We start from the raw sequence: 16,956 nt of genomic DNA, 5'->3' as shown, positions 1-16,956 counted from the left end.
AGACTTATCATGCTTGCCAATTCCCTGATCGAACTTGACCGCGCCCATCTGATCCATCCCGTCGCCTCTTATCGCGGCCATGAACGCCTTGGGGTGCGGGTGCTGAAATCCGCCTCTGGCGCCACCGTCACCGATGCCAGCGGTCATCAACTGGTCGATGGTTTTGCCGGTCTCTGGTGCGTCAATGCCGGTTACGGCCATGACAGCATCGTCGAGGCCGCCGCCCGCCAGATGCGCGAACTGCCCTATGCCACCGGCTATTTCGATCTTGGCTCGGAAGCGGCCATCCGGCTGGCCTCAGAGCTTGCCGATCGTGCCCCCGGCGATCTCAACCGCCTCTATTTCACCCTTGGCGGTTCGGATGCGGTGGATTCCACCATCCGCTTCGTCCGCTATTACTGGCACGCGAAAGGTCAGCCGCAGCGCGACCAGTTCATCTCCATCGAGCAGGGTTATCACGGCTCCTCCACGGTGGGTGCGGGGCTGACGGCGCTGCCCGCCTTTCATGCCGGTTTCGGCCTGCCCTTCGACTTCCAGCACAAGATCCCCTCGCCTTACCCCTATCGCAATCCGGTCGGTGAAAACGGTGATGCCATCATCGCTTCCTCGCTTGCAGCGCTGAAGGCAAAGATCGAGGCCATCGGCCCGGATCGGGTTGCAGCATTTTATGCCGAGCCGATCCAGGGTTCCGGCGGCGTCATCGTGCCGCCCAAAGGCTGGATCAAGGCCATGCGCGAACTGTGCAAGAGCTATGGCATTCTGTTCATCGCCGATGAGGTGATAACAGGTTTTGGCCGCACCGGCCCGCTCTTTGCCTCTTCAGAAGAAGAGATCGTGCCGGATATGATGACAGTCGCCAAGGGCCTGACCTCCGGCTATGTGCCGATGGGCGCGGTCTTCATGTCGGAGGCGGTCTATCAGGTGATTGCCGAGGGCGCGGGCGAGGCTGCCGTCGGGCATGGCTATACCTATTCGGCCCATCCGGTCAGTGCGGCTGTGGCGCTTGAAGTGCTGAAGCTTTATGAAGGCGGGCTTCTGGAAAACGGCCGCAAGGCAGGTGCGCGCCTCAAGGCGGGTCTGGAAAGCCTCAGCGATCACCCGCTGGTGGGCGAGGTCCGCGGGCGCGGCCTGCTTTACGGGGTCGAGCTTGTCACCGACAAGGCGAAGAAGACGCCGCTTCCCGCCGCCTGCCAGCCGGCACGACGCATCTTTGACCGCGCCTGGGAGAACGGCCTTGTCATCCGCGCCTTTGCGCAAGGGGTGCTGGGCTATGCCCCGCCGCTCTGCTGCACAGATGCCGATATCGACGCCATTGTCGAGCGCACGCTGAAGACACTCAATCAGACGCTGGAAGACCCGGATGTGCGCAAGGCAATGATGTAAGGCGAAGACAATGTTTATGATCCAACGCTGAAATATCGCCGGGCAAAGCAAGTTCGCAATTTTATGCTGACAGTCCGGCCTATAGCGCAGGATACGCCGCAACCAGCGTGAGACACTTTCCATGATCAGCCGGTCAAAATCCGCATTGAAGACGGGTATCCGGTCAAACTCAACAAAAAGGGGAATGACATGAGCGACAAGATTACCAACTGGACGACATCCGATGACGCCCGCGTGGAAGACGCCATTCGCCGCGGTGCCTCACGGCGCGATCTTTTGAAACTGATGCTGGCCAGCGGCGTGGCGCTGTCTGCCGGGGCTGCGGTGCTGGGCCGCGCTGACCGCGCCGTTGCGGCAACGCCGGTGTCCGGCGGGCATTTCAAGGCAGCAGGCATTTCCTCCTCCAACGCCGATACACTCGACCCGGCGAAAGCCTCGCTTGGAACCGACTATGTCCGCTGCTGCTCACTCTATAACCGGCTGACCTTCATTGACGCCAGCGGCAAACCGCAAATGGAACTGGCCGAAAAACTGGAGAGCAAGGACGCCAAGACCTGGACGGCAACGCTGCGCAAGGGCGTCACCTTCCATGATGGCAAGGCACTGACCGCAGCCGACGTCGTTTTCACCCTCAAGCGTCATCTTGATCCCGCCGTCGGCTCCAAGGTTGCCAAGATCGCCGCCCAGATGAGCGAGATCAAGGCCATTGATACGAACACGGTCGAAATCGTGCTGAACCAGCCGAATGCCGATCTGCCCTTCATTCTCGCACTCAACCAGTTCATGATCGTGCAGGATGGCACGACCGACTTTTCCAAGGGCATTGGCACCGGTGCTTTTGTGCTGGAATCTTTCGAGCCGGGCGTGCGCTCGCTGATGAAGAAGAACACGCATTACTGGAAGCCAGGCCTGCCGCATATCGATAGTTTCGAGTTTTTCGCCATCAGCGACGACAATGCCCGCGTCAACGCGCTTCTCGCCGGGGATATTCAACTTGCCTCGGCCATCAACCCGCGCTCGACCAAGCTCGTCATGTCACGGCCGGGTTTTGCCCTGTCGAAATCGACCAGCGGCACCTATACCGATCTGAATATTCGTCTGGACATGAACAAGCCCGATTTCGTCACCGGGATGAAATATCTGATCGATCGTGAGCAGATCATCAGTGCGGCGCTGCGCGGTAATGGCGTTGTCGGCAACGATCAGCCGATTTCGCCGATGAATGTGTATCACAATGCCGATCTGAAACCGAAGTCCTTCGACCCGGACAAGGCAAAGCATTATTTCCAGAAGGCCGGCGTTCTTGGCCAGTCCATCCCGGTGGTTGCCTCCGATGCCGCCGACAATTCCGTCGATATGGCGATGATCGTACAGGCCGCAGGCGCCAATATCGGCCTGAAACTCGATGTTCAGCGTGTGCCTTCCGACGGCTACTGGAGCAAATACTGGCTGAAGGCGCCGATCCATTTCGGAAATATCAATGCCCGTCCCACGCCGGACATCTACTTCTCGCTGCTGTATGCCTCCGATGCGCCGTGGAACGAAAGCCATTACAAATCGCCGAAATTCGACCAGATGCTGCTGGAAGCCCGTGGCCTTCTCGATGACAAGAAACGCCACGAGATCTATAACGAGATGCAGACGATGATTTCCGATGACGCCGGCACCATCATCCCGGCCTATATCACCAATATCGACGCCATCTCCAGCAAGCTGAAGGGACTTGAGCCCAACCCGCTCGGCGGCATGATGGGCTATGCCATGGCCGAATATGTCTGGCTGGAGCCCTGATTGCGTATGGCACCGAGAAAAGTGCGGCGCGATTTTGCCTCCGCACATGCGTAAGAACAAAGATTGAGAGCGTCGGAGCGAAAAGCGAACCCTGCTTTTCGGCCCGACGCGCCCAAAAAGAATTGAGACCCCGGTTGGCCCGGTTATCTTGCGCCTTCATCACGCTACAGTGCTCACATTGCGATGCCACAGTGCTTTGGCTGTCTGCCCGGAACATGGGACACCATCTTTGCGGACAGCCAAGACAAACGGCAGCGCTTTTGCGGAAAAGGGCATCGCCGCTGGAGAGAGTTCCATGAACCCTGACATTGCTATTCTCATCGCAAGACGGCTGGGCATTGCCGTCATCACGCTGCTGATCGTGTCCTTCGCGGTGTTTTTTGCCACCTCCATGTTGCCCGGCGACACCGCCACCATCCTGCTTGGCCAGTCAGCCACGCCGGAAGCGGTGGCGGGCCTGCGCAAGGCGATGCATCTGAACGATCCCGCCATTCTGCGCTTTTTTCATTGGGGGCTCGGCTTTCTCTCCGGCGATCTTGGCCGTTCCTATGCCAATAACATGGAGATTTCGGCACTGATCAGCGACCGTTTCGCCAATACCATGGCACTGGCCGGTCTGACGACGCTGATCTCCGTTCCCTTCGCGCTGACGCTTGGCATCACCTCCGCCGTGATGAAAGGCTCGCTCTACGACCGGATTGTCACGGTGCTGACCATCGGCGTGATTTCGGTGCCGGAATTCATGATCGCCTCCACCGCCGTTCTGATCTTCGCCGTCTATCTGCAATGGCTGCCGGCGATTTCCTTCGTCAATGAAATCCATTCGCTCTCCGATCTTTTGAAAATGTATGCCATGCCGGTTCTGACGCTGACCTTCGTCGTTTCGGCCCAGATCATCCGCATGACGCGGGCCGCCGTGATCGAGACGCTGGCAACGCCCTATGTCGAGATGGCGCTGTTGAAGGGCGCCTCGCGCCGCCGCATGGTGCTTAACCATGCGCTTCCCAATGCGCTGGGGCCGATCCTCAACGCGCTGGCGCTGTCGCTGTCCTATCTGATCGGCGGGGTGATCATCATCGAGACCATCTTCAACTATCCCGGCATCGCCAAGCTGATGGTGGATGCGGTCGCCACCCGCGACCTGCCGCTGATCCAGACCTGCGCGGTGATTTTCTGTGCCGGTTATCTGGTGCTGATCACCATCGCCGACATCATTTCAATCCTGTCCAATCCGAGGCTGCGCTGATGACAGACAACGCCACTGCAAGATCAGCCGGACGGTTCGGCTATGCCTTCAGCCCGGTCGGCATGATGGCGCTTTGCGTCATCGTCTTCTGGGTCATTGTTGCCGCATTTGCCACCAGGCTTGCCCCCTATCCCGCCGGGAAGATCGTCGATATGGATTATTTCGGTCAGATGAGCGGCAAATTCTGGCTGGGCTCCGATTATCTGGGCCGCGATATGCTGTCACGCATCATCCTCGGGGCGCGCTACACGCTCGGCATTTCGCTCGCCGGTGTATTGATCGCCTCAACCAGCGGCGTGGTGCTCGGCATGGCCGCCGCCGTGGCTGGCGGCTGGTTTGACACCGTGCTCAGCCGGTTCATGGATGCGATGATCTCCATTCCCAGCAAGCTGTTCGGCCTGGTGATGGTGGCCGCCGTCGGGTCTTCGCTGACCTCGCTGGTGCTGGTGCTGGCCTTCATTTACACGCCCGGTGCCTTCCGCTTTGCCCGCTCGCTTTCCGTCAATGTCAACACCATGGATTTCATCACCGTGGCCCGCATTCGCGGAGAAAGCGTATTTTATCTGATCGGCTCGGAAATCCTGCCCAATATTCTGCGCCCGGTGCTGGCCGATGTCGGCATCCGCTTCGTCTTCATCGTGCTGCTCCTGTCGGGCCTGTCCTTCCTCGGCCTTGGCGTGCAGCCGCCGCTGGCCGACTGGGGGGCGCTGGTGCATGAAAACATCGAAGGCCTGTCCTTCGGCGCCGCAGCCGTGATTGCCCCCTGTCTGGCCATTGCCAGCCTCACGATCAGCGTCAACCTGCTGATCGACAACCTGCCCCGCAAAATCCGGGATCGGAGCGCCTGACCATGAGCACACTGGTGGAAATCAGAAATCTGCATGTCGAGGCCAGAACCGATTCCGGGCGAAAGGTCGATATCATCAAGGGCGTGGACATCGATATCGCCGAGGGCGAAATCGTCGCCCTGATCGGCGAAAGCGGTTCCGGCAAGACGACCATTGCACTGTCGCTGATGGGCTATGCACGGCCCGGCTGCGACATCAGCAAAGGCTCGATCATGGTTAACGGCAAGGATATGGCCAGCCTCAACGAAAAGGAACGGGCTATCCTTCGCGGCGCCGAGGTCTCCTATGTGCCGCAAAGTGCGGCCGCCGCCTTCAACCCGGCGAAAAAAATCATGGATCAGGTGATCGAAGTGACCCGCATCCATGCCCTGATGCCGCCCGATCAGGCACGTCGGCGCGCCATCGAACTCTTCACCGCGCTGTCCCTGCCTGCGCCCGAGACCATCGGCGAGCGTTATCCGCATCAGGTTTCCGGCGGGCAGTTGCAGCGGCTTGCCGCCGCCATGGCACTGATCAGCGATCCGAAACTGGTGATTTTCGACGAGCCGACCACGGCACTCGACGTGACGACCCAGATCGATGTGTTGCGGGCGTTCAAATCGGTCATGCGGGCCAAGGGGATCGCCGGTGTTTACGTTTCGCACGATCTGGCCGTCGTCGCCCAGATCGCCGACCGGATCGTGGTGCTCAAGGGCGGTGAAATTCAGGAGGAAAATACAACCGAGGAGATCCTGACCGCGCCCGCCCATCCTTATACGCAGGAACTGCTGGCCGCCTTTGCGCCGAAGGAGACTGATTTTACCAAAAGGCAAAGCAAAGCAATTCGTCCGCTGCTCGATATTGAAAACCTCATTGCCGGTTACGGCCCAAAACAGGCGGATGGCCATCCCTTCATCAAGGCGGTCCAATCGGTCAGCCTGACGGTGGAAAAAGGCCGCAATCTCGGCATTATCGGCGAATCCGGCTGCGGAAAATCAACGCTGGCGCGCGCGATTGCCGGTATTTTACCCGCAACCGGCGGCCATAGCATTTTCGATGGCCGCGAACTGGCCGCCTCGGCGCGCGCGCGCCGGCGCGACGAGCTGCAACATATGCAGATCGTCTTCCAATATGCCGATACGGCCCTCAATCCCGCCAAATCCATCGAGGATATTCTCGCCCGTCCGCTTGCCTTCTATCACGGCTTAAAGGGCGAAGCGCGCCGCCGACGGGTGGACGAGTTGCTCGACATGGTGCGCCTTCCCAAAAGCCTGCGCTATAGCCGCCCGGGCGAATTGTCGGGCGGCCAGAAACAGCGGATCAATTTTGCCCGCGCGCTTGCCGCCAGCCCGAAACTGATCATCTGCGACGAGATCACCTCGGCCCTCGATACGGTGGTGGCAGCCGCCATCATCGATCTTTTGAAGGACTTGCAGCGCGAGCTCGACCTCTCCTACATCTTCATCAGCCACGATCTTTCGGTGGTCGAGGCAATCTGCGATGAGATCATGGTGATGTATCGCGGCGAAAAGGTCGAGCATCTGACGCGCGAGACCATCTCCACACCGGCGCATCCCTATACAAGACTGCTGTTTTCGTCCGTGCCGAAGCTCGATCCCGCCTGGCTGGACAGGCTCGATCTCACAGCCGAGCTTGCCCAGCTCAAGGCCGATCCTGAGAACAGGTGAAACGGTTTTCCGCCCGGAAATGCGGAAAACAACGATTTAGAGCGGAAACAGCGTCGTCAGCGGCAGATGCGATTTGACGATCGGCGATTTCAAAACGACGAAGCTGAAATATTTGTCGATGCCGATATCCATGTCGGTCAGCCGTTCCATGATCGTCTGATATTCACCGATCCCGGCGGTGACGAATTTGATCAGATAATCATAGCCGCCGGAAACAAGGTGGCATTCGATCACCTGATCCACCTTCTCCACCACGGTCAGGAAGCGGGCAAAATCGACCTGACGGTGGTTTTTCAGGGTGATTTCGGTAAAGACCGTCAGTGTCTGTCCCAGTTTCGACAGGTTGATTTCGGCGGAATAGCCCTCGATATAGCCTTCCGCCTGCAGGCGCTTCACCCGCATCAGGCAGGGGCTTGGCGACAGATGCACAAGGTCAGCCAGTTCCACATTGGTGATGCGACCGTTTTTCTGCAATTCATAGAGGATCCTGATATCCGTCCGGTCGAGTTTCATCATCTGTCTGTCAACATCCTGTCCTTGCGGAAAATACACAATTGCCTGCACATCTGTCTGGCCTGATAGACCAGCCCTACAGCGCCGTGCACCGAAGATGGCGCACAAAACTCGCTGTAACACATTTCATCTGCGGCATCATTTTCACCTTAAATCCTACCCGATTTCAGGCCCGATTTCAGGAATGATGCAGTAGAGCATTGCAGGTGTTGCATGGAAACGCTCTCACGCTCTGTTTTCAGAGCAATTCCAGAGGCAAAACCCTGTCAAACATTGGCTGGAACTGCTCTCCGTTTGTGTTGACGCATCGGATTTTTCCGAAAACCAGCTCCCACTTTTCGGCCGATGCTCTCAGCATAATATGCCGCCTGATCCTGTCGTAAAGGAAGCGCAAGCCCCCCTTTTGTCCCTCATCTCAACGGTTCTCCACGTCAGCCTATCTTTGACAAGGCGCATGAAAATGCCAAGGGTATTTGAATTTCCCTTATAATTTATAGTTCCATCACGCTCGACCCAGAACATCATGCCGCAGGAAGCAGAAGATGTCGATCCATCTCCCAACCGAAGTATGATCTGCCGTATGGCAACGTGCTGATGCAACAGGAACACAGTCTTTGCGCGGTTGTCGTCAGGCATCCTCGCCTGCTGCTGCCTTTGCCGCCTCTTCTGTCGCTTGCGTTCTTGTGCGGATCAGGGCCATGATCGCGGCTTCTGCATGATAGTGGCCGCTTTTTGCCCGTCGCGTCAGATTGCGCAGATAGCCACCGGCACAGCTTATGTTTTCTGCCCGCTCAAGAATGCAGCCAATGGCAATGGCGGCACCGGCCTGTCCCATCACACCCACAGCCTCCTGATAGGCAGCCGGGGAAATCTCCAGCATCCGCGCAACCACCAAGGCTGCCGTCTGAAGATCGCGCCAGTCACGGATCCGCTGTCCCGGAGCATAATCGCCGATCTGCGGGCAGGCTCTCAGCACCAGAGTGAGCGGCAAAGCCGACATCGCTGACTGTGTTTTCGGCTGAGGCGATGAAACCTGCTGGTGACGATGTTCTCCTGACCGAAGCGGCTCTTCTCCGACCTGTTCTTGCCCAGACTGCCATTCTCTATGAGAGGCATTGAGATCATGCCCATGGTGCAGAATACCGGGATCGGAACTGACCGTCGGCGTCTTGATGATGCATCCCATCGTTGCGAAAACCGGTTCCCGCTGTTCTAAATCGCGCTTAAGGGATGCTGAAGGGAGTTCACCATTGGCTCTGTCTGCGAGAGGCCGTTTTTGCGCGTAACCGGCAACCAACGTGACTGGAGATGTGCGATTTCGCTTTCGGCTGTCTGCTGTGACAGGGTTTGATGCATGCTGTCGGCCTCTCTCTGCGATGTCATGCGGCAATGACCTTTTGAGGGTGGAGGCGACGAGTTCCTGCAGCCGTGCTGGGGGGATGGAAGGGCTGATCTTCTGATCTTTGCGGATATGGGGCGTCAGTGATGCGCTCTCGGACGGCGTCTCGGAAACGGGAATTGCGCCCGAAGGGCGTGAATCACAATACAAATCCATTTTTTTATAAAAAAGAGATTCTGGTTTTGTATTCTCTTTATGGCCGCCGGATTGGCGATCATTGGCGACTGTTTTTTCCTGTTTGCAACGATTTTCCAATTGCTTGAGAAGTGCCTGGCGCAGCTTGGAAAAAGCGCTCAGCCTTTCCTCGACCTGCGCGATCTCCAGGTGACGCGGCAAAGGGGCTGCAAGCTGGCGGTAGCGCTCGTCGAACGCACTCCAGTCACCGTCCAATCCTTCTGTCATTGCCATATCGATCAGTTTGCGCACATCACGACGGCAGATGCTCAGGGCTTCTTTTTGCCGTTTGAGCAGCAGGCGTTCCTGCGTGATCGTGCGGGCCAAAGCCGAAAGCTCCGCCGCCCGTGAGAGCAGAGGCGCGAGGTTGAATCCGAATGCTTCCTCCACCTCCCCTGCCCTGCTGCGATAGGCATAACGTTTGCCGTTGGGGCTGTCGCGCCGCTCGATCAGGCCAGCATCGACAAGGGCTGCGAGATTGCGCCGCAAGGTGGTGCCGGAAATGCCATGGGCCCGTTCCGCCAGCTGCGCATTGGACGGAAACACAACGAGTGTCCGGCTGTCGGCCAGATGGGTTTCCGGATAAAAGCTCAACAGGGCATTGAGCACGGCAAGCGCCCTGTCCTTCAGCCCCAGTCGGTCACGTGCCGTGGTGATATCGCGGAACACCCGCCACTTTTCCACAGCCTCAGCACAAATCTGTGCCTTTGCCGTCTGCATCTGGCGGTTCACCAGCGCAAACGACATTGCACGCCGCCCGAAGGGCGTCGTCACCTGTTTGTTCTGCATTGTCTTTCACCTGTCCTCAGGCAAAAGAAATCCGCTCACCAAAACGGTGCCAAAGACTCTTGACTATGATTCGTGGAAATGCGATTCTTGAGTTGCTACACACGAGAAGGGCTTCCACGACGGAAACGTTTAGGGGGCCTTTTTCTTTTGCGCTTAGCCTTTCTCTTTTTCCTCACAAAATTGACGATGCAGTTCCGGCAGTTTTTCGCCGAGAAACTCGACGAAATCCGCTGAAACCGCTTTGCTGAAACTGATTTTCGAGCCGGCTTTGCCATGCGCGAGTGTGCCGATGACGAGACCGCCGGTGCGAATGTCGCGGCTGGCGCTGGCCGGGCCTTGTGTGGCGGGCTTTGCCGTGCGCAGCGCGTGCAGCGCCAGCGCAAATCGATCGACGTCCTTGGCGCCATCTCTTGCACTGGCGTTATCGAGGACGTGGCGTATCTTGTCCATGCCGTCCTCGGACTGGAGCCAGGTTTCGACAAATTCAATCCAGCGCCGCCGCCCGGTCTGCGGGCTCCTGCCGATCAGATGCAGGATCTCGGCCGGCACCGAAGCGGCAATGCGAATCATTTCCGAGACATGCGATTTGCCGGTCGAGAGAGACGCGCAGATGACATCGCGGCGAAAACCGGCCTGTTCCTGGGCAGCGGCAAAAGAACATTTCTCGATAAAGGTGAGATCATCGCGATTGGTGTTTTCCTCACCCTGATAGATGATCGCCTGCTCGTCGCTGAGTTCCTTGACGATGGCGCGGAAGGCAAGCCCCAATTCTCTGGCAACGGCGAGCCTGCGCCGGCCATAAACGATCTGGAAGGGCATGGAGCCACCCTCGACCGGACGCACCAGACCGGGAACGATCTGGCCCTGCGCCCGCATCGACTGGCGGATCTCGTCGAGGGCGGCATCGTCATAGCCGCTGTCGAACCGGTCGCGGATCGCCGAAGGGGCGATGATGGCCGGATCGAGCTCGACAATGCGGTCGCCCTCCTTCAGCAGCCGGTCGAGAATGTCGCCCCGCTCCTTCATCTGGCGAATACCGTCCGCCACCTTTTTCAGATGCGGCGATTGCGATTGTGCGGGCGCATGCGCAGCCTGTTCAGACTGCTGCATTTGTCCCAGCACATTGGCAAACATTCCGCGTGAGTCCTTTCTGCTCATTCCCGCCTCCATGCTGACCAGATCAGCTTTTCTATTTCCTCATTCGCCGCGTTCAGAGATTCGATCGCCCTGTCATAGGTCTTGGGCGATGAGAACCGTGAACGCTGCACCTCATAGAGGCTTTGCTTCCATGTTAAGGCATCCGCGATGGCCGTGGATTTTGTGACCATGTTGAGAAGCAGATTTTCGCCGAAAACCTGCCGCATCAGGGCTGCCATATTGGCCTGAGGATGGTCGTTCGGCTCGTATTTGGTGATCAGAAACCGGGCGAAATCCCAGGAGACACTGGCACCGATTTCATTGAGGATCTGCATGTAAGATGCTGCAAGTTCTAGGAATTTTCCCGTCGAGTCGACGTCGAGCATATGGGCTGGAACGGGAATGAGCACGCCGGTTGCCGCCGTGAGCGAGGCGAGCGTCAAAAAATTCAGCGATGGCGCCGAATCCATTAAAATGATGTCGTAATCCTCACATATTTGCTCCAAAGCCATAGAAATCCGTAGGAGAAACGAGGTGCCGTTCTTGCGCATTTCGAGCGCCACGGCGGTTTCAAATTCGGTCAGTTCCAGACCGGCGCAGATCACGTCGAAGCCTGGAATATGGGTCTTGTGAATGATTTCGGCGGTGGGACGCGGATTGTCGAAGCGGATGGCGGCATAGAAAGTGTCGTCCTTGCGCGGATCGAAATCGGCAAGCGCGCCATGCAGGCTGGTGAGTGAGGCCTGTGGGTCGAGATCAACGGCCAGCACCCGATAGCCCTTCAGGGCCAGATAATGGCCAAGGTGAATGGTGGTCGAGGTTTTGCTGGAGCCGCCTTTGAAATTGGTGATGGCGAGGATCTGGCAGGCCTCCCCTTCCGTTCGGCGCGGATTGATCCATTTCTTGCGGCCATTGGCAGCCAGCATCATCCGGAATTCCAGGATCTGCTCCAGCGAATACATCCGCCGGCCATTGCCGAGGATTTCGGGTGTCGGGCTATTTTCCTTCTGCACGATCTGACGGATATAGGCCTCAGACACGTCCAGCAGGCTTGCGACCTCGGTTGAGGAAAACAGGCGCATCTGGCGGCGCGCATCCGGCGGATATTGCGCAAGGGACAGGTTTTGCAGGGCGTTTTCGAGCTTGGTCGAAAAGCTTTGCATGAAGTCCTGGCTGCTGAGGCTGCGATTCACAGGTCTGATCCTTGTTGGCTTTGCCGATGATAAGGCCAGCCATGGTTAAGCATTGCTTAATGATGCCGTTGTTTCGCAAAAATTGAAAACTTCTGACAAAAAGCGCAACTACAAACCTATCTCGATTCGGGATTTGACGCAAAACCGACTCACTTCTGGGGTAGTATAAAAGTGGTGGTCGCCAGAGGGGACCCGTTCCCCGCGGGGAACTTTTCACGGTGCCGTCGAATCGTGACAATGCGGGTCACAGAGTGGCATAAAAAAACCGCCCTCAACAAGAGAGGGCGGTTGGGTCAGCGCACCGATGCTGGCAGACCGTCACGTCAGATGAACGCGACAGCGATCAGAATTTCGTGGCAAAGTTCAGCCAGAGCGTATCGCCCTGCGGGCGGTTCTCCGCCACGACATCATGCACCCAGGACACACCGAGCTGCTGGCCGGTTTTGAAACTATAGTTCAGTGACGGGCCAAGCCCCAGGCCCTTGCCGCGATTGCCGTTTGCCGGTGCGGTCGGTCCGGTATCATCGCTGATCTGCTGAAGGTAATAGCCAACAGCCCCCACGCGCCATTGATTGATATTCCAACCGACGGCATAGTCGAGGTCAATTTCGGTGCCGGTCTTGTAATCGGTGTCATTGTTGCGCGTGTTGAAGATCATGCGAAACGACGTGGCAATTTCGAGACCTTTCGGATCGTAATAATGATAGGCGACCGTCGGCTGGATAGACCAGTGATTGAGGCCGATGCTGGCTGGATCGGAGACGTTATAATAGCCGGTCGGCATGCCGACATCCAGACCTGCGGTCAGGGAGTTATAACGGTCCAGAGTCCAGTTCATGCCGAGCGTGGCGGTCATGTCGGCAATATTGAAATTGTGACTGCTGACCGTCGGCAGATCCAGATTGAGGTTGACGACCGGCACGACGAGCTGTGCCCAGACCCGGCCACCGGCGAACTGCAGATCGGAGACATAGAGAAAGCGCATCGTATCGGATATTGCGTGGACCTTGAAGGGAATGGGCTCTTTGTTGCCGTGGGCGTCATTCATGCGATCGGCGGTATAGTAGCTGGTCTGATTGAGGAAATAGAAGCCGGAAATAGGCGGTATGCCACCTGCGAAAAATTGCGCGGCGCCCGGCGAATATTGGGTATTGCCGTTTTCCGCTGCAAAGGCTCCGTCAAGAGCTGTCCCTGCAAGCAGAGCACCGAGCATCAGGCATTTCAAACAGTTCATTCGGGTCATTCCATCCTCCTCATCCAGACAGACCGGCGCGGGCGTTCAAGCACCGTGCGTTTTCTAAAACCATAAAGGGCAGACAACGTTATGCGGTAGAACCGCACAATGATGCCGTAACGCCTTAAAACGACTGCATAAGCGTCCCCTGATCACGGCGTCGTTTCACGCCGTTCTGCAGTCGGGTCTCAGGTGGTTCATGTCGGTCAGGACGGAAAATGAGATACAAAGACTGGGCAACGCGCTTACCCTGTCAGCGCGCTTCCGTTTTTGCAATGATGTGTCAAAAGCCGGCCTCTTCATATTGAAAACCGGAACATTCCCTCTCGAGAGGTCGTCGTGAACTGTCTGTTGGCTTTTGACCGACCTACCCGTTTTGACGGTGACAAAAAACGACGAGCTTCCTCCACTCCGTCCCGTTGCCTCCATTCTCCACCCGAAGCGTCAGCGAGCCCCTTTGACAGCGATTAACCTTGGAGTTGACGAAAGTAAAATGGGGTTTAAGAATGCTTGATATTCACGATATCAATAGTGCGGTGACGTGGTATCGATTGACGCAACGGACTCATGACTGCATGTCGCTCTTATCCTGATCTTTCAGGCTCGCATGAAACTGGTTGCGCAGCCAGACAAGGGCTGGATCGCGGGTGCGATAGCTGTGCCATTGCAGAGATTGTTCGAGGGGCGCAAGAGCAAGCGGCGGCTCGATGATGCGCAGATTGCCAAGTTTGACCATGCGGTTCGCGAGACTGCGCTGGAGAATGGCGATGCGGTTCGTGCCTTCGACGAGCAGTGGCAGGGATACAAAAGAAAAGGAGGTCACCTCCACCTTGAGTGTCAGTCCCGCCTGACGGCAGACCAGTTGCGCATAGCTTTCGCCGCCATTGGTCGGGCGCATCACGATATGACCCGCCGCCTCAAAATCCTTTTGCGTCATCGTCTCGCCGCGATAGGGAGCATCTGCATCGACCACGCAGCAGAGCGGGTCCTCCAGAAGGAGTTCCGTCGGATGCTGGGTCGAGCAGAACAGCCGGGGAGCAACCAGCAGATCGGCTTCGCCGCGCTCCAGCAACAAATGTGGAAAATTCTGCTGTGCGCGGATGTCGATATGAATGCCAGGTGCGGCAGCGCTCACCCGTCGCAGAAACGGCGGAATCGTCGTGACCAGCGTATAATCCGAGACGATGAGACGAATGGTGCGCACGGCCTCTTCCGGCACGAAAGACGGGGTTGACACCACCGCCGCTTCGATCCGCACGATGATATCGCGCAGGGGCTCTCGCAAGGAAGCGGCCAGCGGCGATAACTCCATTGAGCGCCCCACCTGAATGAGCAGGGGATCGTCGAAATAATCGCGCAGCCGACCGAGCGCATTGCTCATGGCCGATTGCGTCATGAACATTTCCGTGGCCGCCCGGCTGACATTGCGCACCCGGATCAGCGTATCCAGCGCCACCAGCAGATTGAGATCGAGATTCTTGAAACGCATCGAGGCTCCTCCTCCACGATATCCTCAGGCGGGTTCATAACGATCCCTGCGGCCATTACGTCTCCCAACGCACTATTCATAACTTCAATACAAATCATTCATCAAAGCAATTTTGTAAACAGTTTGATTTTCGCTAAATCTATGGACGGGAGGAGATGTCGCCACAGCCGTCAAGGCTGTTTTGGCGAAAGCCTCCTGTTGATCAACGCCTGGCATTCCATTGCGTCGCCGGGTGTGTGTGAGGAGAGCTTATGTTCAAGTATTTTCCGACCAATTATGTTTGGAACCTGTCTGTCAACCTGTCCATCGAGATGGGCGCGCGGATGGGAGAGATCGAAGAAATGTGCGCGCCGCTGCAGGAGGCGGCCAAGGCGCCGGATGCTGCCGGCACCCAGGCTTTTCGTGAAACCTGGATCAAGATGGCCGACAAGCTGGTGGGTCTGGCGGATGAGGATGAGGCACGCGGTCGGTTGATCTCCGCCGGTGACAAGCTGATCCGCGCCGGAAATTATATGCTGACGGCCGAGCGGCTGCTGGCACACGGGTCGGAAGGGCGCATGGCGCTCTATCAGCGGTTTCTCGAGGCCTTTGCCAAGGGGCTTGCGCTTTCGGGTGCGGCCTGTCGCCGGGTTGAAATCCCCTATGAGGGGACGCATCTGTCGGCGCTTTACGTGCCTGCCGAAGGTGTTGCCGGCAGACAGCCGCTGCTTGTCCAGGTCAATGGGCTCGATAGCACCAAGGAAATGAAATATCTGGTCGGTCTGCCGGCCTGGCTGGCCAAGCGCGGCGTGGCCTCGCTGATCGTCGATCAGCCCGGCACCGGCGAGGCGCTGCGTCTTCAGGGTCTGACGGCGCGTTATGACAGCGAGCATTGGGCAAGCCGGGTGGTCGACTGGCTGGAGACGCAGGATTTCGTCGATCCCGCCCGAATCGGCATGGAAGGCGTGTCGCTGGGCGGCTATTATTGTCCGCGCGCGGTGGCCTTTGAGCCGCGTTTTGCCTGCGGCGTTGTCTGGGGCGCCAATCACGACTGGCGCGATGTGCAGAAGAAGCGGCTGGCAAAGGAAGGCAATTTTCCCGTGCCGCATTACTGGAGCCATGTGCAATGGGTCTGGGGAGCAAAGGATATCGACAGCTTCATGGAGATTGCCGAAAACGTGCATCTGCATGGCATTCTGGACCGTATCCGCGTGCCCTTCCTTGTCACCCATGGCGAGAAGGACAGCCAGATTCCGCTGCAATGGGCGCATGCTACCTATGACCAGCTGGTCAACAGCCCGAAGCGCGAGCTGAAGATTTTCGATGAGCGCACCGGCGGCGTGCAGCATTCCAGTTTTGATAATTCCGCCAATGCCGGCGCCTATATCGCCGACTGGGTGGCGGAGGTTCTGGGCGGCAACACCGCAGCGAGGCACGGCTGATGGTTAAGATGATGATCTTCGGTCGTCGGCGTCTGGGTCAGACGCTTGGCGAACACCGCAGCCATATGAAGGACCGGCATGGCGCCATGGTGCTCGATTATATCGGGCGTGAACCGGAGCAGGCGCCGCGGCGCTATGTGCAGAACCATGCTTTCGATGGTCTGTATTTCGGTGGCGATCTGCCCAAAGCCTTTGCCTATGGGCTGGATTTTGTCACCGAGGTTTCGTTTCCCGATCTGGCTGCAGCGAAATCCTCGCTCGAAACCCCATTCTATCTGGAAAAGCTGGAGCCGGACGAGCCACAGATGGTGGATGAGACCAGTGTGGTGAAGGTGCCGGTCAACGAAGACATGATCGTACCGCCGCAGGCGCAGGCGGGTCTGATGAAACTCTTCCTGATCTGGTTTTCGGGCCGGCCCGGAGCGGCCATCCTGCCGCAGGCGGCAGGCTCCACCCTTCTCGGGCTTTGCCATAACAGCGCGATGTTTCCCGGACCGCTTCAGGCCATTGATGAGGCTTGGTTTGGCGATGAGGCATCTGCGCTTGCCGCGGCTGCGGCCTGCCGCGAGATCATCGATCAGACGGCGGCGGCGGGTCGTTACTGCATAGCACTTGCTCGTGAATTTGTTCTTCACGCGGGCTGATCAGAGCCTGCGCCAGAGAGGCCAGACT

13 protein-coding genes are annotated in these 16,956 nt (G+C 57.8%); 7 read left to right on the top strand and 6 right to left on the bottom strand.

Annotated elements, in window-relative coordinates:
• Window positions 1-9: 9 nt before the first annotated feature.
• The 5 genes from NAC44_RS10240 (at window position 10) to NAC44_RS10220 (ending at window position 6,935) form a co-directional block, all read left to right on the top strand.
• Window positions 10-1,383 (top strand): aspartate aminotransferase family protein, encoded by a 1,374-nt coding sequence (locus NAC44_RS10240; RefSeq protein ID WP_250940399.1) that lies wholly within the window; start codon window positions 10-12, stop codon window positions 1,381-1,383.
• Window positions 1,384-1,572: 189 nt separating this feature from the next.
• Entirely contained in the window at window positions 1,573-3,174 is a 1,602-nt protein-coding gene (locus NAC44_RS10235) for an ABC transporter substrate-binding protein (protein ID WP_250940396.1), read from the top strand.
• A gap of 295 nt (window positions 3,175-3,469) precedes the next feature.
• On the top strand, window positions 3,470-4,420 hold the full coding sequence (locus NAC44_RS10230; RefSeq protein ID WP_250940394.1) for an ABC transporter permease: 951 nt from the start codon (window positions 3,470-3,472) through the stop codon (window positions 4,418-4,420).
• Entirely contained in the window at window positions 4,420-5,268 is an 849-nt protein-coding gene (locus NAC44_RS10225) for an ABC transporter permease (RefSeq protein ID WP_250940392.1), read from the top strand. Before NAC44_RS10230 ends, NAC44_RS10225 begins: the two co-directional genes overlap by 1 nt.
• 2 nt (window positions 5,269-5,270) lie before the next feature.
• On the top strand, window positions 5,271-6,935 hold the full coding sequence (locus NAC44_RS10220) for an ABC transporter ATP-binding protein (RefSeq protein WP_250940390.1): 1,665 nt from the start codon (window positions 5,271-5,273) through the stop codon (window positions 6,933-6,935).
• A 36-nt stretch (window positions 6,936-6,971) separates the two neighbouring features.
• Here the strand turns inward: NAC44_RS10220 and NAC44_RS10215 are convergent, their stop codons facing one another.
• From NAC44_RS10215 to NAC44_RS10190, 6 genes are all read right to left on the bottom strand, one after another.
• Window positions 6,972-7,448 (bottom strand): Lrp/AsnC family transcriptional regulator, encoded by a 477-nt coding sequence (locus NAC44_RS10215; protein ID WP_250940558.1) that lies wholly within the window; start codon window positions 7,446-7,448, stop codon window positions 6,972-6,974.
• 628 nt (window positions 7,449-8,076) lie between these two features.
• A complete protein-coding gene (repC, locus tag NAC44_RS10210) occupies window positions 8,077-9,810 on the bottom strand; it encodes a plasmid replication protein RepC (RefSeq protein WP_250940389.1) in 1,734 nt (577 codons plus the stop codon).
• Window positions 9,811-9,963: 153 nt separating this feature from the next.
• A complete protein-coding gene (gene repB / locus NAC44_RS10205) occupies window positions 9,964-10,968 on the bottom strand; it encodes a plasmid partitioning protein RepB (RefSeq protein WP_250940387.1) in 1,005 nt (334 codons plus the stop codon).
• The gene (gene repA / locus NAC44_RS10200; RefSeq protein WP_250940385.1) at window positions 10,965-12,140 is read right to left on the bottom strand and encodes a plasmid partitioning protein RepA; all 1,176 of its coding nucleotides are present in this window, start codon (window positions 12,138-12,140) and stop codon (window positions 10,965-10,967) included. Before repA ends, repB begins: the two co-directional genes overlap by 4 nt.
• A gap of 343 nt (window positions 12,141-12,483) precedes the next feature.
• The gene (locus NAC44_RS10195) at window positions 12,484-13,383 is read right to left on the bottom strand and encodes a SphA family protein (RefSeq protein ID WP_250940383.1); all 900 of its coding nucleotides are present in this window, start codon (window positions 13,381-13,383) and stop codon (window positions 12,484-12,486) included.
• A gap of 556 nt (window positions 13,384-13,939) precedes the next feature.
• Window positions 13,940-14,863 (bottom strand): LysR substrate-binding domain-containing protein, encoded by a 924-nt coding sequence (locus NAC44_RS10190; protein ID WP_250940381.1) that lies wholly within the window; start codon window positions 14,861-14,863, stop codon window positions 13,940-13,942.
• 251 nt (window positions 14,864-15,114) lie between these two features.
• Between NAC44_RS10190 and NAC44_RS10185 the strand changes: the two genes are divergently transcribed.
• The gene (locus NAC44_RS10185) at window positions 15,115-16,284 is read left to right on the top strand and encodes an alpha/beta hydrolase family protein (RefSeq protein ID WP_250940379.1); all 1,170 of its coding nucleotides are present in this window, start codon (window positions 15,115-15,117) and stop codon (window positions 16,282-16,284) included.
• The gene (locus NAC44_RS10180; RefSeq protein ID WP_250940377.1) at window positions 16,284-16,928 is read left to right on the top strand and encodes an EthD domain-containing protein; all 645 of its coding nucleotides are present in this window, start codon (window positions 16,284-16,286) and stop codon (window positions 16,926-16,928) included. Before NAC44_RS10185 ends, NAC44_RS10180 begins: the two co-directional genes overlap by 1 nt.
• Window positions 16,929-16,956: the final 28 nt, after the last annotated feature.

The organism is Allorhizobium sonneratiae (assembly GCF_023700755.1).
GTDB lineage: Bacteria > Pseudomonadota > Alphaproteobacteria > Rhizobiales > Rhizobiaceae > Allorhizobium > Allorhizobium sonneratiae.
Note: the sequence above shows the minus strand (reverse complement) of the source record. Positions and strands in the feature narration are given on the sequence as shown.